This window comes from Brasilonema bromeliae SPC951 (genome assembly GCF_012912135.1).
In the GTDB taxonomy this organism is placed as follows: domain Bacteria; phylum Cyanobacteriota; class Cyanobacteriia; order Cyanobacteriales; family Nostocaceae; genus Brasilonema; species Brasilonema bromeliae.
This window is the reverse complement of the sequence record NZ_QMEB01000114.1, coordinates 1-18320: the sequence shown is the minus strand read 5'-3', so window position 1 is coordinate 18320 and position 18320 is coordinate 1. Positions and strand designations below refer to the sequence as shown.

The 18320-nt window shown below is 42.9% G+C and carries 12 protein-coding genes, 1 tRNA gene and 1 pseudogene; 11 read left to right on the top strand and 3 right to left on the bottom strand.

Annotated elements, in window-relative coordinates:
* Window positions 1–32: 32 nt before the first annotated feature.
* Window positions 33–365, bottom strand: coding sequence for a DUF565 domain-containing protein (locus DP116_RS15505; RefSeq protein ID WP_048868108.1), 333 nt, complete (start codon window positions 363–365; stop codon window positions 33–35).
* 605 nt (window positions 366–970) lie between these two features.
* On the opposite strand from DP116_RS15505, the gene DP116_RS15500 reads away from it, so the two are divergent.
* Complete coding sequence (locus tag DP116_RS15500) at window positions 971–1573, top strand: hypothetical protein (protein ID WP_169156043.1); 603 nt, start codon at window positions 971–973, stop codon at window positions 1571–1573.
* A 106-nt stretch (window positions 1574–1679) separates the two neighbouring features.
* On the top strand, window positions 1680–3464 hold the full coding sequence (locus tag DP116_RS15495) for an ArnT family glycosyltransferase (RefSeq protein WP_169156042.1): 1785 nt from the start codon (window positions 1680–1682) through the stop codon (window positions 3462–3464).
* A gap of 106 nt (window positions 3465–3570) precedes the next feature.
* On the opposite strand, the gene DP116_RS29340 is transcribed toward DP116_RS15495, so the two are convergent.
* The gene (locus tag DP116_RS29340) at window positions 3571–7407 is read right to left on the bottom strand and encodes an ATP-binding protein (protein ID WP_246275641.1); all 3837 of its coding nucleotides are present in this window, start codon (window positions 7405–7407) and stop codon (window positions 3571–3573) included.
* Between the two features lie 1419 nt (window positions 7408–8826).
* On the opposite strand from DP116_RS29340, the gene DP116_RS15480 reads away from it, so the two are divergent.
* From DP116_RS15480 to DP116_RS15450, 7 genes are all read left to right on the top strand, one after another.
* Window positions 8827–9135: a circadian clock protein KaiA gene (locus tag DP116_RS15480; protein ID WP_169156041.1), complete on the top strand. Its 309-nt coding sequence runs from the start codon at window positions 8827–8829 to the stop codon at window positions 9133–9135.
* Window positions 9136–9250: 115 nt separating this feature from the next.
* The gene (gene kaiB, locus DP116_RS15475) at window positions 9251–9574 is read left to right on the top strand and encodes a circadian clock protein KaiB (protein WP_048868103.1); all 324 of its coding nucleotides are present in this window, start codon (window positions 9251–9253) and stop codon (window positions 9572–9574) included.
* Between the two features lie 81 nt (window positions 9575–9655).
* A complete protein-coding gene (kaiC, locus tag DP116_RS15470) occupies window positions 9656–11215 on the top strand; it encodes a circadian clock protein KaiC (RefSeq protein ID WP_169156040.1) in 1560 nt (519 codons plus the stop codon).
* 71 nt (window positions 11216–11286) lie between these two features.
* A complete protein-coding gene (locus tag DP116_RS15465; protein WP_169156039.1) occupies window positions 11287–13515 on the top strand; it encodes a TolC family protein in 2229 nt (742 codons plus the stop codon).
* Window positions 13516–13697: 182 nt separating this feature from the next.
* Entirely contained in the window at window positions 13698–14075 is a 378-nt protein-coding gene (locus DP116_RS15460) for a hypothetical protein (RefSeq protein ID WP_169156038.1), read from the top strand.
* Window positions 14076–14111: 36 nt separating this feature from the next.
* Window positions 14112–14618 (top strand): hypothetical protein, encoded by a 507-nt coding sequence (locus DP116_RS15455; protein ID WP_169156037.1) that lies wholly within the window; start codon window positions 14112–14114, stop codon window positions 14616–14618.
* Between the two features lie 110 nt (window positions 14619–14728).
* Window positions 14729–15508: a photosystem II electron transport protein, Sll1252 family gene (locus DP116_RS15450; RefSeq protein ID WP_169156036.1), complete on the top strand. Its 780-nt coding sequence runs from the start codon at window positions 14729–14731 to the stop codon at window positions 15506–15508.
* A gap of 27 nt (window positions 15509–15535) precedes the next feature.
* On the opposite strand, the gene DP116_RS15445 is transcribed toward DP116_RS15450, so the two are convergent.
* Window positions 15536–16321 carry an SDR family NAD(P)-dependent oxidoreductase gene (locus tag DP116_RS15445; protein ID WP_169156035.1) on the bottom strand — a complete coding sequence of 262 codons (786 nt, stop codon included), beginning with the start codon at window positions 16319–16321 and terminating at the stop codon, window positions 15536–15538.
* A 397-nt stretch (window positions 16322–16718) separates the two neighbouring features.
* Here DP116_RS15445 and DP116_RS15440 point away from each other — a divergent pair.
* Both DP116_RS15440 and DP116_RS15435 read left to right on the top strand, forming a co-directional pair.
* A tRNA-Val gene (locus DP116_RS15440) sits at window positions 16719–16792 on the top strand.
* Window positions 16793–16961: 169 nt separating this feature from the next.
* Window positions 16962–18320: pseudogene (locus DP116_RS15435) on the top strand (tetratricopeptide repeat protein); the annotation flags it as partial.

Here is an 18320-nt window from a genome sequence, read left to right as displayed (position 1 = left end):
CCCTTCTCCCTTCTTCCTTCTTCCTTTTCCGTTCACGAACCAAGCTTAAAAGCTTCCAGAAACAAGCTGTACATTAAACCGATTTTAAGGATATTCAGAGATTCTACCCAAAGCGCCTGTCGCTCTCGTATGCTACGACCGTAGTATATTCGGCTGCCGATTTCTGTTAATACCATTAACATTCCAGCAACGACAACGTCCCATTCAGCACTTTGTCCAGCTGTGGTAGCAACTGCGCTTCCCAGAAAAAAACCGAACAAAAAACTAATTATCAAAACCGAAAATCGTCGCCAAGGATTGAAAAACCATAGCCGCAAGCGTAATGCAATGGCATTAAATAGGTTGTTTAGGCGTGTATTTTGCATGAATAGAACTTCCGCTGCGGACTGGGAGTGTGGGAGAGTAGGCACTGCATCCGTATGTATGAATTTTGAAACCTGTTCAAAAACCCCCTTACCTAGCTTGAAAATAAGGAGAGAGGGAGGGAGAGAGGGAGAAATATTTTCATGTGTTGTGCTGTATACAGTTTATGAGGGCTACTTTCAAGGTAAAGTCAAGAAATTATGACATATTTCTATAGGGAGATCCAAAAAATAAAATGTCCTAAGGTTATTCGTTAATGGGTGTAGAAAACGGAAATTAGTGTTGATGCTAGCCCAAAGGCTGGGTAATGGTTGTGGATTTATTGCTGGCAAGTTCACTATGGAGGATATCTGGCAAACGCATATGCTTGCTTAAATAGTATTGTGGGCATTTGTTGGGTTTTAAATAACCATACAAAATATATACTTTTCTTCATTGTGAGCAATACTTTGCTGTTTTGCTTAAAAGTTGCATACATGATATATTTCACGCACTAGTTCCCAGATAGCCTTGGGTGGGCAACTTTCTGTCTTATTGCTCTTACTACTATTAGGCTGTTACTTGGTCAAGCCCACACAAAAAATACTTATTCGTAAAATATATTACCATGAACCCGCCAGTGTATTGTCACGCTGTTCTGGTAGGTTTTTCGTTGGGAGTGCTGTTTCTACCAATGGGATGCCGTCAGAAGAGTGTATCCTTCGAGTCCACAGAATTAAAAGCATCTTCTCTACCATCTGCTCAAACACATCGGGATGTGAGCGCAGCATCATCATCTGGTTCATCAGTATCCGCAAAAAGTTATCAAGTCGAAAGTAGCAGGGGTGGGATCAAGCATACCGTTATGACATATCAACAGGGATCAAGTGGGCAAGCAGCAAATCAAGGAACTTTACGAATGAGTAACCAAACTAATCAACCTGTGCGCCTTGCTCTACTGTCGCGGCGTTCTCTAAACAAAGGCTCTTCCTCTGGACAGATTAAAGATGCTGTCCCAGCACATTGGGATTTTGCTCCACAAGAGGGTAGTGAGAAGGGGATGATTCTAGCTTTGCCAAACGGTAAGTTAGAACTGGAGACAGGAGATATTTTAGTTGCTTTTGCACAGGATGGTTCCCGTCGCTACTGGGGTCCATATGTTGTTGGAGAAACTTCCTTACCAAGCTGGAATTCTCAAAAGAAAGAATGGCAACTGATTCTTAGTCCTTAGTCCTTAGTCTTTAGTCTTTAGTCTTGAACACTTGGAACCGAAAAGCTAAGCCAAAGTCATGTTGATTAATTTAGGATTTAGACTATTGACTACTTACTTATAACTAATGATTAATGACTATATGGGCAAACGTCGAGTCTTCACTGTTACTCTGTCGATTTTATGGTTAGTTTTGATTGGTGGGGTAGCATTCTTTTGGCATTTGGGCAGTATTGGCTTGATTGATGAGACAGAACCACTGTTTGCTGAAGCCTCCCGCCAAATGTTTGTTACAGGTGATTGGATTACTCCATTTTTCAATGGTGAAACTCGTTTTGATAAACCGGCATTAATTTACTGGTGTCAGGCGATCGCCTACTCAATTTTTGGAGTCAATGAATGGGCAGTCCGTTTGCCTTCAGCGCTTGCTGCTACGGGACTAATTAGTTTGGCATTTTACACTATACAGTGGCATTTAGCAAGACAAGACTACCTTGAGCGAACAACTCGCCCAACTCGACGCTGGTTAACAGCTGGTTTGGGAGCTGCTGTCATGGCACTTAGTTCACAAATGATTGTCTGGGGGAGAACGGGTGTTTCTGATATGTTGCTTGTTGGCTGCATGGACTCAGCGTTGTTGTGCTTTTTTCTTGCTTATGCTCAACCCTCCTCACAATCAGAAGTGAAAGCACGGTGGTATTTGGCTTTTTATGTCCTGATTGCAGGTGCAATTTTAACCAAAGGACCAGTGGGAATTGTCTTACCTGCACTGATTATCGGCATATTTTTGCTTTATTTGGGAAATGTAAAAGCCGTTTTACGGGAAATGCGTCCCCTTACAGGTTTACTCATTACTTTATGCTTATCAGTACCCTGGTATTTGCTAGTTATTTGGCGTAATGGTGAAAATTATATTAATTCGTTTTTTGGTTATCATAATTTAGAACGTTTTACAAGTGTGGTTAACCGCCACTCAGCCCCTTGGTATTTTTACTTTTTCGTTGTATTAGTAGGTTTTGCACCATACTCAGTGTATTTGCCTTTGGCAATGGCAAGGCTGAAATTTTGGCAACCAAAGTACTGGCGCTCTCAAAAACGCTCTAGTCAACTTGGTTTATTTGCCTTTTTCTGGTTTATTGGTGTTTTTGGCTTCTTCACCACTGCTGTTACCAAACTCCCCAGCTACGTGTTGCCCTTAATGCCAGCAGCAGCTATTTTGGTAGCTTTATTGTGGAGCGATCTGCTCAAGGATGAGAAAATGAGGGAGCAATATCCCCCTGATTCTCTTGATCGTCCCTTCTTCTGGACAGGTTGGGTGAATGTCGTATTTTTATTAGTGTTAGCAGTCGCAATGTTTTACGTTCCTCAGTTAATAAGGGATCCTGCTGCACCTAACTTCTCCGAGTTGTTTCAACAGTCAGGCTTATCAGTACTGGGAGGTGTCATTTGGCTACTTTGTGCTCTCATACTGGCAGCAATACTTGTGCGTCGTTATTATCAGCCGATGTTAATGGTGAATGTGTTGGGGTTTGCGGCGTTTTTGGTTTTTGTCCTCACGCCTTGTTTGTTTTTGATAGATCAGGAACGTCAGCTACCTTTGCGGGAATTGTCTGCGATCGCAGTCCAAGCACAACAACCCAATGAAGAACTTATCATGGTGGGTTTCAAAAAACCAAGCGTTGCTTTTTATACTAAAAAGATCATTCATTACGTCAAAGTATCTACAGATGCTGAACAGTATATTCAAGACAAAGCTGCCAAGAAAGCACAGCCTCCCTCAGTGTTAGTTCTTGCTCAACTCACAAAGTTTCCTGAAATGAACTTAAAGCCAACTGATTACGAAAACTTGGGTACAAGCGGGGCTTATCAACTGATTCGAGTTCCTTTTAACAAGAAAGAACTCAGAAGGTAACGAGAATTTAGTTATGGGGAATAGGGAACAGGGAACGCTTAACAGGGAGTATCTAGTCGGAAGTGGAAGAGTGGAAGTGGAAGAGTGGAAGTTTGTGTTTTTCGTCTCAAGTTTCCAAAGCTTTATTAATCTCGTTTAGTAAGTTCTCCATTGATATAGAGCGAGGTAAAATCTGGGAGGCAAGAGTACTTATGACAGTTTCTATGGATTCCAATAGGGGAATCTCAGTTTGCTCATCTTCAACCTGATCAGAATTTAATCGTTGATCAAGGAGCAAAACTGGTGGTAAGTCAAAAGGCAACTGTTGCAACGCTTTCAGGGCTGAGTACACCTCTTTGTTGATGCTAGACTCTCCTAGGCAAATGAGGAGTACGTCAACATTTTGGTGGCGAATTTGCTGGAGCAGTTCTGCCCAAGATCGACTCATTGAGGCTTTGAAGCCACCTGTTTGTAGGTACTGAATCAAAGCTTGAAACCACTCAGATCCACCAGAGATAATCCAAGGACACGGAGTATTTTCTCCAGCTATAGGGCTATTCAATGAGAAATTTTTTTGTGTGCGACAACCCCTGACTGTGGCTTGACTTGTATCTGGTAAATCCGGCAGTATTCCTAAATCCACGACTAAGATGCTGGGTGGGCAGTAGCATGTACCAGATGCAATTTGCAGAACTGACAACAGAGCATCTGTTTTGCCACCACCATGATTTTTATCTGTTGCTAATGGTGTTAAGCAAGGAAACACAGAAAGCCCAGGCATTTGAGAAGCAGCTTGGGTGGTTGACACATTACAGGTGACAAGCGGTAGATTCGCTAAACGGGGGTGATCAGAGAGTTGTTTAAGCAAAGCTTCGGCTGCTGGCATTTCTATATCCAGCAAAACGACATCAAACTGCCAAACCCGAGTCAGCAATTCTGCTTGATCCAAGTCATCCACTTCTATAACCCGATGCTGTTGAAGTAACGAGTGCGAAGTTGAAGATTCACTCTCAGGATCAACCAACTTCAAAATTTTGAGTGGTGTATTGTTATGAAGAATATCATCATCATCTAATTTTTGCTGCTTTTGTTCTGGTGGAGTACATAAACTTTCTATCAGCGGTGTTAAGACTTGATGCTGCACTGGCAAACTCAAAAAACCATCTGCTTGGTTGGCAAATGCTTGGTCTTTTTCAGCTCCTGTTGCTGTCACAATGGTAGGAATATGAGATGTTGCGACATCGGACTTAAGTAAAGTCAGTACATCCCAACCTGACAGCAAGGGAAGTAACGGATTGAGGAAGATGGCTTTGGGTTGCAAGCGTCGAGCTTTTTCTACAGCTTCACATCCTGAACGAGCAATCACGACTCGATAGCCCAAACCTGTCAGCTGTTCGGTCAAATCCTCAATATATCGAGCAACTGCTTCCACAACCAACACGAGGGATTTAGAAGAACTCAAGTGATGGGTTATAGACGCTTGGAGGGCGGCTTCCCGTGAAGCCCAAGATGACTTACCGTAAACTCCCGTGGAGCGGTGAGACAAATCAAATAACGACTTTCCTTGCGTGGGCGACTGCGTTTGTAATCGCGTTGGAACTTGTCTTTTGGACTGACGGGGAACCTGCCCTGGCGCGAGAGATGTGTTAAAGGCATAGGTTATACCCGTATCTCCTATGTCCTTCGGAGACGCTTCGCGTTCGCGTAGCGTCTCCGCAGGAGATACAAAGACGCTGCGTGTTGGCGCAGCCTGTCCTGTGGACATACGTCCTTGACGTCCCCCAGGTATAGGGTTTTTCGTGAAGTGGGGTTGTGTTGGGTTTATAGGTTGTAGATGTTGTCTTCCAGGTGTTTTCCCGTAAGGTTCAACGGGATTTTCCGTAGACGCCTGTTGGGTGGCTTTTTGTCGAGTAGGGTTGGATTGTGTTGATGGGGCGATAGGATGGCGTGGCGCAAAAGAAGCTGTTCCCATATCCTCATCTGCCAATCTTCCCGATTCTTTCGGAGGACTGGGTGGAAGAAGTAGTGTAAACTGGCTACCTTTACCCTCACGCGACAAGAAACTCACATCACCACCGTGAAGACGAGCTAACGCTCTGGTTAAGACAAGCCCCAAACCTGTTCCTTCATGCTGACGGGTGAGAGGATTTTCGAGTTGTTGGAATTTTTGAAAGATTAAATGCTGCTGATGTTCTGGAATACCAATACCTGTATCCCAGACTGTAAAGGCAATCCAACCTTCCCAACGACTAACCCCGAGTCCAATTTCACCACCTGTTTCAGTAAACTTGAAAGCATTGGAAAGCAGGTGTACCAGCATCTGGCGCAAGCGCAACTCATCCGCCACAATTTGGTCTAAGCCTGGTTCAATTGAGAGGGTGAATTGGTGTTCTTGTGGAGACGTACTTTGATCTCGGGAGTTTAAGGAAGCTTTGTTACTTTGGGTATGAATAGCTTTTGCTTCAGAGACAGCACGCTCACACACTTTCTGAATGTTGGCGTTGGTGAGCGTAAGCTCCATTTGTCCCGTTTCCATACGGGTTAAATCCAAAATATCATTAACCACACTCATGAGGTGGCGTCCGCTTTGGTGAATCAGTCCTGCATAACGCGCTTGACGCTCGTTTAATTCTCCCAACTGCTGATCCACCAGCAACCGCGATAATCCTAAAACGGCAGTTAGAGGAGTTTTGAGTTCATGACTAATACAAGCTAAAAATTCATCTTTTAACCGATTGAGTTGAATTAAATCGGCATTTTTCGCCACGAGTTCTTTGGAAAGCTGCTGCTGCTCTGTAACGTCAGTGGCTAGCATCAGCCACAACTCACTACTGAGTGCTGAGTTTTTGGTAGCCAGAGGTGTTTTTAAATTTGTACTCAAGACTTTCAATTCAGGACTATCTAGAGGGATTTTGGCAAACTGCCAAACCCGCTCCTGACCATTTTGCACTTCTACTACGCAGGTACAAGTCCCTTGCTGGCTATCTAAAAAGCAGCGATTTGGTGCCGGATTTTCAACTATTGGCTGCTGTTGAAGGTTATGAGTCTGAGTGTGAGGATCCGCCGCCAGTGTTGAGCAAGGTAACACATCTTTTTGAGGCATCACTTCGCCTAATCGCGACGAAGATTTTTCTTGACAAGAATACTCGTTTGTGGATGAGAAAATGGAAGAAATTTTGGCTGCTGTTTGAGTCGCGTATTGTAATTTTTTGGAGGAGACATTTGCCAAAATCGTTTCTACTTGTCGCCTGACTCCTTCTGGATCTTTTAATGCTCCCAATTGCTGCCACCAAGCTGGATTTTGCGTCACGACTTCGCCGTTGCTTGTTTGTAGCGTTAAAGGCCAAGGCAGTCGTTCTAACAACTGCACAAGTGGCTTACATTCTCGTGTTTGCTCGCCTGTGTGAGTTCTATCAGTGGTTCCCCTAACTCCAGCGACTTTGGTGTCATCACCAAGAGTATCCGCAGTCTCCTTTTGAGGTGCTTTCCTTGAATTTGTGCGCTTAGTCCCCTTATGAGTACAAGCGAGCAATTTTTGTGTTGTCAACACTTTCAACAAGCGTGGGCTATCCACAAGCCCCAAAAATTTGCCATTTGAGTCAACCAGTGCCCAATCTAAATTCGTGTTTGTTTGAATTTGCTGGGAATGAAGAAACGAACTCAATTGCTCTATACGCAAAGATGCTGGTATTGTTTGTATAGGTTCAATTAACCCTTGACCCAGCGTGGAAAGGGGTTGCTGTAACTCTAAACATTTAGAATCACCTTTGCCTTGACCTGGTGTCAGTAATTGTGGTAGCAAACGGGCAGAGTAAACCAAGCCTAACAAGCATTTTTGCTTATCTAAAACTGCTAGGCGGGGGCACTCCTCTTGTTGAAAAATTTCCAGCACAATTGCCAGAGTAGCTGTTTCTACGCAGCTAGGCACGGTTGCTATAAAGTCATAAAGCGGGTACTGTAGCATTGACATATGGCAATGAGGTCGCTCTTGTTAGGGGTTGGGCTTCCGGCACCACCAGCTAACTGCCAAAGAAGCTTTGGGTGTTCAAGTTTGAAGCTATTCCTCTAAGAAGACTGAGTCTAGCATTCTGAGCAAAAATTGAATGCTTTAGAGATGAGCTTCTTCCTGACTGACATTTTTTGCCAGTAAGAGTGATTCACACGGCGATCGGCATGTACCTTTGCCGCTTGGCAGTTTGGAGGCGACTCTACCCTGGAGTCAGCCGCCAATGTGTGGAAAAAGCTCCCCTAAGAAATTGGGGAATTTTTATGCCTTGGGCACAGGTTTGCTTTACCAATTGCTCTTCTGTCAGCGCAAAGCACTTCTAGAGAGACACGTAGCGTGTCCCAAGGACACTACTGAGGAGCCAGCCTTAACAATCTAGGAAATCCTAGTTGAGCAGTGGCTCCCCTCCTGTAGCATCGCAGTTGTTTGGAAAGGTAAATCCTTATCCGAACTGCTCGCTGTCTCATAGCCCTTAGGGTATTGTGGGCGTCCACACTGGTATCTTCAAGCGTGTTGAAACTTGTCATCCATAGCTACAGCTACACCAATTATGGCTCTAAAGATTCGCTATAGAACCTTTAGGAATTATAATGATTTGGAATGCGACAATCGTTTATCTTTGTTTAAGTATCTTATTAATGAGCAAAGTTAAGAAATCTATAATTCGGTAGATATCAAGAGTGGATATATACCACAAGTAAACAACATGGGAGCGCGGTAGCCCCGAAATTAAGACCGGGGCGAATACTTAGTGACGGTGGTAGATGTGTACCAACTCATTTGACTCACCGCTTACCCTACCATGTACCAAGTTCTATAACTTCATAGCAGCAACAGACTGCTCATTCTCGCTCAGAAATTGCTAACACACTCAGTCCTTTAAGTCAATTACCAAATTTGCTTTGTACTTTGATATTTACGACAAAAGTGTTTTTTTTGATAGGGAACAGGGAATAGGGTGAATGGTGCTTCTTTCATATGTTGCTAGCGGTTTTCTAGCCAAGCGTGAGAGGCTCACAAAAAGCTCTAAACTTTTTAACCGTAGGGTGAGCAACCATAATGTATCAACACAGATGTTATTCCTCATAATGATTTTCCACGTAGATAGCAAAGCATTTTGGATGACTCAAACAGACGTTGTATGCAACGTCTCTACAGTTGATTCAACGAGTGAACAAGGATTCTTTGGGCAGATGAGTGACGTTACTAACGTGATTGTTGGTCAACTTGCCCAATTTTTCGTCAGATGTACCACAGAAAGCTCTCTTCAGTGTTTACTCAAGTTGCTGGGACAAAATATAAATAAAATATTAAGCTTGAATTATTCCCATGCTGTTAAATGGCACAAGCTAAAATTCCACCAGTTTTTATCAACCAATGACGAGAGCCGAAGAGCAGGCATTGTTGCGACAACTCAAATCAGACTACCGCCATATCCTTATAAACTACTTTACCACTACAGACCAAGCACTGAAAGACTGCATTGATAAATTTATCAATTCAATCTTTTCTGCTAATATTCCTGTGCCTCGAATCATAGAAATTCACATGGAGATCATTGACGAATTTTCCAAACAGCTAAAATTAGAAGGAAGGAGTGATGAAGCATTACTTGATTACCGTATAACATTGATTGATATACTGGCTCACTTGTGTGAACTATACCGTTGTTCAATTTATCAATAAAATAACTTCATCAAATGTTCAACAGTTTTTGTTGGTAAAAATCGAGCCTTAAAATTCCACCAAAGTCAATCGAAGGATATTGTGGTTCTATCTGTACTTCTAGCCTGTACCTAATATGAATCAACCACGAAAAACCTATGTTCTTAAGCTTTATGTGGCAGGGAACACTGCGAACTCAGTACGGGCATTAAAAACACTCCAAACAATTCTGGAACAAGAGTTTCAAGGTGTTTATGCTTTAAAAGTTATTGACGTGCTGAAGAACCCACAACTGGCGGAAGAAGATAAAATCTTAGCCACACCGACATTATCCAAAATTTTACCTCCACCAGTTCGGAGAATTATCGGAGACCTTTCGGATAGAGAAAGAGTGTTAATTGGATTGGATTTGCTTTATGAAGAATTGATAGAAGACGAGCGAGAACCGTTTGAAGAGTAATATAGACCACAAAATTAATCAGCAGTAGCTACTACTTATTAATACAATAACTGGGTTTCCTTCCTATTTGTAAACGTCAACATGAGTCAGAAAGAAAATTTAGAGCAAACCAAGACACCGACACGAGGTGTTGAAAAAATTCGGACAATGATAGAGGGCTTTGACGACATTAGTCATGGTGGGTTACCTGTAGGAAGAACGACTTTAGTCAGCGGGACTTCTGGAACTGGCAAAACTTTATTTTCTCTTCAATTTATTTATAACGGTATTACCTACTTTGATGAATCAGGAGTGTTTGTTACATTTGAAGAATCTCCTAGTGATATTATTAAAAATGCTGGTATTTTTGGCTGGAATTTAGAACGTCTTATTAGTGAAGGAAAATTATTTATACTCGATGCTTCTCCTGATCCAGAGGGACAGGATGTTGTTGGCAACTTCGATCTCTCTGCCCTGATTGAACGTCTACAATACGCTATTCGTAAGTATAGGGCAAAACGCGTTTCTATTGACTCAATTACAGCAGTTTTTCAACAGTATGAAGCTGTGGGAGTTGTGCGGCGAGAAATATTTCGTCTCGTTGCTCGTCTGAAACAATTAAGTGTGACTACAATTATAACCACAGAACGCACGGATGAATACGGACCTGTTGCCTGTTTTGGCGTAGAAGAATTTGTTTCCGATAATGTGGCGATTGTACGTAATGTTTTAGAAGGAGAACGTCGCCGTCGCACAATTGAAATACTCAAACTGCGTGGTACAACACATATGAAGGGTGAATATCCTTTTACAATTACCAATGCAGGAATTAATATTTTCCCATTGGGAGCGATGCGCTTAACTCAACGGTCTTCAAACGTCAGAGTATCCTCTGGTGTTAAAGCCTTAGATCAAATGTGTGGCGGTGGTTTCTTTAGGGATTCGATTATTCTAGCAACAGGAGCAACTGGTACTGGTAAAACTCTGTTGGTTAGCAAGTTTCTGCAAGATGGCTGTGTTCACAGTGAACGGGTGATATTATTTGCTTATGAAGAATCACGCGCACAACTCTCTCGTAATGCTTCCTCATGGGGAATTGATTTTGAGGATTTAGAACGTCAAGGTTTGTTAAAAATAATTTGTACGTATCCTGAATCAACCGGTTTAGAAGACCACTTGCAAATTATTAAGTCAGAAATTGCTGAATTTAAACCATCTCGTATTGCCATTGACTCTCTTTCGGCACTAGCACGAGGGGTAAGTAATAATGCGTTCCGGCAGTTTGTCATTGGTGTTACAGGTTATGCCAAGCAAGAAGAAATTACGGGCTTTTTTACCAACACAACTGAGCAATTTATGGGTTCGCACTCTATTACAGACTCTCATATTTCTACGATTACAGACACAATTTTGATGTTACAGTATGTGGAAATTCGGGGAGAAATGTCGCGGGCAATCAACGTCTTTAAAATGCGTGGTTCATGGCATGACAAAGGTATTCGCGAGTACAATATCACGGCTGACGGTCCCGAAATTAAAGATTCGTTCCGCAACTATGAACGAATTGTCAGTGGTGCTCCTACGCGCGTTACTATCGATGAGAAGGCGGAACTGTCTCGCATTGTCAAAGGATTTCAAGACACACAGAGTTCCGATCCCTAAACTTGGCATCGTGATATATTCTGTGGCGACAAAACAGTTTCAGCCGCTTAATTTCTGTGTGAGGGGATGCGGTGAACAGACAGCAAATATTTAGTAGTTTCTTACCTGGTGTAACAGCAGCAGTATTAGCAACTCAGCCTGCTTGGGCTAATCCTGCACCAGCCACTGGAGTAAAGCTTTTTGCTTCTTCCGATGGCTTGACTTCTACTTTCGAGGGAACTCCAACTGCTCTCGATATTAAACCGCAATTACCTCCTACTGCTAGCAGCAGTTTTCTAGCCGCAGCAGTACCAACTGTTGATGTTATGGGAGGTGGTTTAATATCTTCTATAACTCGTGGCGGTGTCGAGGTAATATTGACTGGAAAAACTGGTATACCAATACCACAGGTAGCACATAAGGTTCAAAGTATGCTTATGAGCTTGAAACCGACCTCAAATCAAACCCAGTTGACTAATAAGATTCCTCCTTCTGGGACAAGCATACAAAAACAAAACAACTCAATAATTATTGCTGAGGCGTCAAAAAATACATTTTCTTCTTATAATGAAACCTCAAGACCCGCCTCCACTGTTGAACAAAAAACACTTTCTTCGGGCCAGCTTCCTACAGAAAAGAAAACTTCTGCTCAGTTACCAAACAAGTTACAAACCCCAGTCCGTGGGACAGTAGAAGTCGCAAAGCTGTTGGATCAGGGGAAGTTATGCCCGCAACAGGCGAAAAATGGTAAAACTCAGGTTGGTCGTTCTGCTTCCGTCCTCCAGAAGTCGTCTACCTGCTCGCAACAAAATACCATGAAAAATCTGGTAGCTCAGGCAGGTTCCTCTAAGCCAGCGCGAACAACTCCTGCGACAACAACGCCTGCGCGAATAACTCCGGCAGGTTCCTCTAAGCCAGCACGAACAACTCCTGCGCCAACAACTCCAGCGCAAACAACTCCTGCACCAACAACTCCTGCGTCAGCAAGTTCGGTGCAGATCCCTAATTATCTCAAAGCCAACCCGAATCCTCTACAGTTTCCTACCAAACCAGAAGAAGTGAGGATTCAGGGAACTCAACCGATTACTTTAGCAGACTCTCTGGAGATAGCACGACGAAACAGTCAGGATCTACAGATATCATTACTAAATGTAGAGCGCAGTCGAGCTAGCGTAAGGCAGGCGCAAGCTGCTTTGTTACCTACTGCCAGTCTGAGTGCTGGTCTCACCCGTGGTGGACCTGCTTTCTTGAATCAACAACAACTTAATTCACAGCGCACAGCACTCGAAGATGTACCCTCTACTACAAATTTCTCTAGTACTGCGCAAGTGGAGTACAATCTCTACACCTCTGGACAAACAACAGCCCGCATTCGAGCTGCTGAGGAACAGCTACGTTTCGATGAATTGGCTGTTGAAGTTCAATCTGAGGAAATCCGCCTGAGTGTCACCTCTCAATACTACGACTTGCAACAAGCAGATGAACAGGTACGCATTGCCCAGTCTGCTGTGAGAAATGGTCAAGCTAGTTTGCGGGATGCACAAGCTTTGGAAGCCGCTGGTGTGAGTACTCGATTCGATGTTCTGCGTGCTCAGGTCAATTTAGCAACTTATCAACAACAGCTGACAAGTGGTATCTCACAGCAGCAAATTGCTCGCCGTAGATTAGCCCAAACATTAAGTTTGCCGCAGTCAGTTGATATTAGTTCGGCTGATCCAGTCAGAATAGCAGCTCTGTGGAATGTTCCCCTGCCTGAAACTCTTGTCTTAGCTTTTAAAAACCGTCCGGAACTGCAACAGAATTTGGCGCAACGCAATATTGCCGAACAACAGCGACGGGCAGCGCTTAGTCAGCTAGGTCCTCAAGTGGGTTTGGTTGGTAGCTACCAGCTCTCTGATCGGTTTGACGATCAAAGAAACGGTACCGATAATTATTCCTTAGGAGTCCAAGCTAGATTGTTTTTGTACGATGGTGGAGCAGCAAGAGCAGCCGCAGCTCAACAAAAAGCTAACATTCGGATTGCTGAAAATCAATTTGCCATTGCGCGTAACCAAATTCGTTATAACGTAGAAAGTTCTTATTCTCAATTGCAATCTAACTTGCAGAATGTTCAAACGGCTAGTACTGCTCTTGAACAAGCTAGAGAGTCTCTACGTCTAGCACGTTTGCGATTCCAAGCAGGTGTCGGCACTCAAACTGAAGTTATTATCTCAGAAAATGCCTTGACACAAGCTGAAGGTGCTAGAGTCACAGCAATTTTGAATTACAATCGTGCTCTAGCTACTTTACAACGAGCAGTCACCTCTAGAGCAGCACGCTAGGTTACTCAATAGTCATTAGGAGCCAGTGCGCCCTTGGAAGGTAAAGGGGAAAGGTTAAAGAGGAAAACCTTTCCCCTTTTTCTCCTGCCCCTTTACATTTTTTGATGAATTGTTGATTCGAGCTATCAAAATTGTCATATCCTAGCATAAAGGAAAACTTCAAACACCGAAAACACAATCTGATGACGAAAGTTACGGCAAAAGAAATTGCACAGTTTCGCTCTCAAGTTGCAGATGACTTCACAGCTATGGAAGCACTCGATATTATAGAAGAATGTGATGGAGATTTAGAAGATGCTGCAATCACTTTAGCGATTCGAGCCGGACAAGAACCAGAAATAGCAAATTCAGAATGGTTGGATGCTTTAGCTCGAAAATGGCGTGCCGCTATTTGTCAAGAAGAATTTCGTGATGATTTGGTTAATGGCTCAGTCAAAGGGATGATGGAACATCTCAAAACAATGCCGACGTTTCCTAAGATCTTAGCAACACCCGTTTTAATATATGTGTTGAAGAAAAGTGTAAATAATTTTTGCGAGCCTCTTGACTTAGTACAGTAATATTCTCATCCTTATTAGACTTGAGTTTTAACATCAATGAATTACCTTGTTGCCGTTTTAGCTGACCGCATCCAAGCAGAAGCTGCTTATCTAGCTTTAGAAAAAGAAGCCATAAAATCTACAATTTTGGGTAAAGGTTATAAAACTGCTGATGAATTTGGCTTGATTGACCCCAACGAGCAAGCAAAGAAGCAAACTCAGTTCATGGCTGTTTGGCTGGTACCCTTTGGATTTTTCGCAGGTATTACTTTTAGCCTCCTCACTGGCTTGGACACTTTTGCTTGGGCGGGTGAAATTGGCAATCACATTATCGGTGGACTGTTGGGCGCTGGTGCAGGCGCTATGGGTAGTGTGTTTGTCGGTGGTGGAGTCGGTTTATTGGTTGGAAGCGGTGACGCTTTACCTTACCGAAATCGCTTGAATGCTGGCAAATACTTGATTGTCGTTCAAGGTCCTGAAATTCTTACCCGTCAAGCAACCCGTGTCTTACGTCAGTTTGAACCAGAAAATATTCAAGGTTACGCCGCGCCCAGTGAATACTAATCAGTCATCAGTTAATACAGCTATATGGAATTTCACTCATAACTGAACGACTGAATAACTGCTAACTTGTAACTAGATAACTGATAACTGATAACTGATAACTGTTTAAAATGTTGCCACGGGAAGAACTTTTAAAAGGTGTTGAAAATCGAGATAGTATAGCTCGTGTGATTGACCAAGCGGAACAAGCTATCAAAACTTGGGAAGTGGTTTTCACTGATTTTCTCTCTCCTCCAGAGTTAGCAGAAATCATGGTGGTATTTAGCCGTCTGACAGAGGTGCAGTTGGTGGTTTGGGGTGGATATCCTCAGGCTGAACGCACAAGAGTGGCGATCGCCCGTTCCGAAATCCCTTTAGATCAATCTCAAGTCGCACTCACCGCTTTAGACATAGCCGGAAATTTCCTGTTTGATACCGCCACTCACCGCGACTTTTTGGGCGCAATGCTAGCCACTGGGATAGTCCGCGAAAAGACGGGGGACATTATTGTACTAGGCGAACGGGGCGCACAGGTAATCGTCGTACCGGAGTTAGCAGAGTTTTTGGAAATGAATCTCAAGCAGGTGCGATCAGTTCCCGTGAAAACTCAGCGTATAGATTTCAGTGAGTTGAAGGTACGGGAACCAAAGAAAAAAGAACTAACCACTGTGGAAGCTTCTTTGAGGTTGGATGCGATCGCCTCTGCTGGTTTTGGAATGTCCCGTAGCAAAATGGTTGAGTTAATTGACAGCGGAGATGTTCGCGTCAACTGGAAGGAAATAACTCAAGCAAGTTCTCAACTAAAAACAGGCGATTTAATCGCCATTCGCAGTAAGGGACGTTTAGAAGTTGGGGAAATTGCTGTTACTAAAAAAGACCGCTACCGTGTGCAGTTAACAAGGTATGTGTAATCCAGACGCACCATAGTGCGTCTTTCCTTAAACTGTTTTTGCCTTAAACTGTTTTGCCAAAAGACTCAACAGAGTTTGGCGTGGGACAAATCTGGATAATTTGCTAATAAAGTGAGTGCTAAAACCACCAACAACGACGGTCGAATCTCCCCTCTCCAAAGCTTTCAATGATTCGCGTACCACTTCTTCTGAAGTCGATATTTTATTTGTTTTAGCTGCAAGTGCTGGAGGAAACTTTGCTTCTGTGAAGAAATTTGTCTCAACTGGTCCAGGACAAGTCACTAAAACGCGGATACCATAGTGACGATTTTCTGCCCAAAGTGCCTGACTAAAACTGACAATAAATGCTTTACTGGCAGCATAAACAGAAAGATAAGGCATTGGTTGAAATGCGGTGAGGGAAGATACGTTAATAATGCTTCCAGAACCACGCTGTCGCATCCCTTGCAAGAATTTATGAGTTAAAGCTACTAATGCCAAAATATTCAATTGAACCATTTTGAGTTGTCGTTCTTGATCCGTCTCAGCAAAGTCACCATAGTCGGCAAAACCAGCGTTGTTGATTAACAGGTCAATCGTTAATCCTTTTGATTTGACAGCATCAAACACATCATGAGTAGCATCTGTTTCTGTCAGATCTTTAACAATAGTATCTACTTGAACTTTGTATTTTTCTTGCAGTTGTTTGGCTAGCTGGTTTAATTTTGCTTCTGAACGAGCAACTAAAACAAGATTTGTATTTTGTGCAGCTAATTCCTCGGCAAAGGCTTTACCAATACCATCAGAGGCACCAGTAATTAAAGCAGTTGACATTCTACGTACTATGAAAAAATTAACAAAATTTAACTATTATACAGATTGTAACAATCCTATTTAGGACTCTCTGTTATTTAAACTAACTTAAAACTAATATATCAAGCTGTCTCATTGCATCTGCGTTGGGGCATAGTCAAAGTTTCTACTATATTCTGATGATTTTTTTCCAAATCTGCTCTTGCATTTCCTGGCAAGGCAACCTCAGAATAATTGTGGAATTGACCCGTAACTAAAAAGTCAACAGCCCTGTTGTGTTCAAGCTTTGAGTAGAAGCACATGTTGATTGTATACACTTGTATGAGCAAAATAAATACAGAATTTGCCGACTCGCAGGCAACTTTAGCAAATTAATCTTGACAATTCTGCTAAATCTATGCTATTTTAATAAAGTTGCGGACGTATAGCTCAGTTGGTTAGAGCGCTACGTTGACATCGTAGAGGTCACTGGTTCGAGTCCAGTTACGTCCATTAAATTTTGTACAGTGACTAATTATCTGTCATCGGTGACAGATTAATGTCGTTGGGACAAAATCTTGTCGTGGTAGTGGTAGTGACTTAAAAGCTTCAGTAGCAAGTTTTTTTGTTGAATGTAGATTTAGGGCGATGATCGCTGGTTGTGGGGAATGCATCACCTGTGATGAAACTCCATCCGTTTCCGGAATCTAGGACGCTGGTGTTGAATTTCTCTGATAGGAAAATATGTGCGACTCTCACGCCCTTAGCTATGAACGAACAGCGTCAGCAAGCCTATTTCAACCTCATTCAACGCCTGTTGAATTGCCGTAGTAACGAAATCCGAAAGATTTTGGCAGCAAACCAAGATTTAATTGATGCTGGCTTAGTACAAAAGATGCTGGAAATGGCAAGTAATCTACTAAGGCAGGGCGAATTAGACCAAGCTAATCGTTTAATGAATATAGCAGGACAGCAGCTTGGGGTTTCTAGTAAATTATCATCGACTGCCACAGAAAAAGAATACTTAGATTTCTTAGAACAAGTGCTGAAAGTAACAGCAGATAGTAGAGGTAACGCACAGCTAGTTTACCCATTACTGGAAAAGAATACAGACAAACTTGACGAAGTGTTCGCAGAAATATTGCGCCAGTGGGGAACAAAGACACTGAGGGAAGCCCAAGCAGATGTGGCGGAATCCATCGCTGCAGATATTTTCCTTTTTAGCGATCTAATTCAGCAATTCCCCTTGGGTAACAAAGCCAGCAATATGGAAATTGCCATCACTGGCTATAAAGTCGCGCTGACAGTCTACACCAGCGAAGCCTTTCCCCAAAAATGGGCAACAATACAAAATTGTCTCGGTCTTGCCTACCGTGAAAGAATTCTAGGAGAGAAAGCAGAAAATATAGAATTGGCGATCGCTGCTTTTTCTGATGCTTTGACTGTCTACACCCAGCAAGCCTTTCCCCAAGATTGGGCAGGAACGCAAAATTGTCTCGGTGCTGTCTACGTTGATAGAATCACAGGAGAGAAAGCAGAAAATATAGAATTGGCGATCGCTGCTTTTTTTGATGCTTTGAGTGTCCATACTCAGCAAGACTTTCCCCAAAATTGGGCAACAACGCAATATAATCTCGGTAATGCTTACTGTGAAAGAATTCTAGGAGAGAAAGCAGAAAATATAGAATTGGCGATCGCTGCTTATACTGCTGCTTTGAGTGTCCATACTCAGCAAGACTTTCCCCGAGAATGGGCAACAACGCAATATAATCTCGGTCTTGCCTACGTTCAAAAAATTCTAGGAGAGAAGGCAGAAAATATCGAGCTGGCAATTGCTGCTTTTTCTGATGCTTTGAGAGTCCATACTCAGCAAGACTTTCCCCAAGAATGGGCAACAACGCAAAATTGTCTCGGTAATGCCTACCTTGAAAGAATTCTAGGAGAGAAGGCAGAAAATATCGAGCTGGCAATTACTGCTTTTTCTACTGCTTTGAGAGTCCATACTCAGCAAGACTTTCCCCAAGAATGGGCAACAACGCAA

Excerpts from the sequence above, each read along its gene's own strand:
- DP116_RS15495 (WP_169156042.1), top strand. The coding sequence starts at position 1,680 with ATGATTAATGACTATATGGGCAAACGTCGAGTCTTCACTGTTACTCTG.
- DP116_RS15450 (WP_169156036.1), top strand. The coding sequence starts at position 14,729 with ATGTTGCCACGGGAAGAACTTTTAAAAGGTGTTGAAAATCGAGATAGT.
- kaiB (WP_048868103.1), top strand. The coding sequence starts at position 9,251 with ATGAATCAACCACGAAAAACCTATGTTCTTAAGCTTTATGTGGCAGGG.
- DP116_RS15455 (WP_169156037.1), top strand. The coding sequence starts at position 14,112 with ATGAATTACCTTGTTGCCGTTTTAGCTGACCGCATCCAAGCAGAAGCT.
- DP116_RS15480 (WP_169156041.1), top strand. The coding sequence starts at position 8,827 with ATGACGAGAGCCGAAGAGCAGGCATTGTTGCGACAACTCAAATCAGAC.
- DP116_RS15505 (WP_048868108.1), bottom strand. The coding sequence starts at position 365 with ATGCAAAATACACGCCTAAACAACCTATTTAATGCCATTGCATTACGC.
- DP116_RS29340 (WP_246275641.1), bottom strand. The coding sequence starts at position 7,407 with ATGCTACAGTACCCGCTTTATGACTTTATAGCAACCGTGCCTAGCTGC.
- kaiC (WP_169156040.1), top strand. The coding sequence starts at position 9,656 with ATGAGTCAGAAAGAAAATTTAGAGCAAACCAAGACACCGACACGAGGT.
- DP116_RS15500 (WP_169156043.1), top strand. The coding sequence starts at position 971 with ATGAACCCGCCAGTGTATTGTCACGCTGTTCTGGTAGGTTTTTCGTTG.
- DP116_RS15460 (WP_169156038.1), top strand. The coding sequence starts at position 13,698 with ATGACGAAAGTTACGGCAAAAGAAATTGCACAGTTTCGCTCTCAAGTT.
- DP116_RS15445 (WP_169156035.1), bottom strand. The coding sequence starts at position 16,321 with ATGTCAACTGCTTTAATTACTGGTGCCTCTGATGGTATTGGTAAAGCC.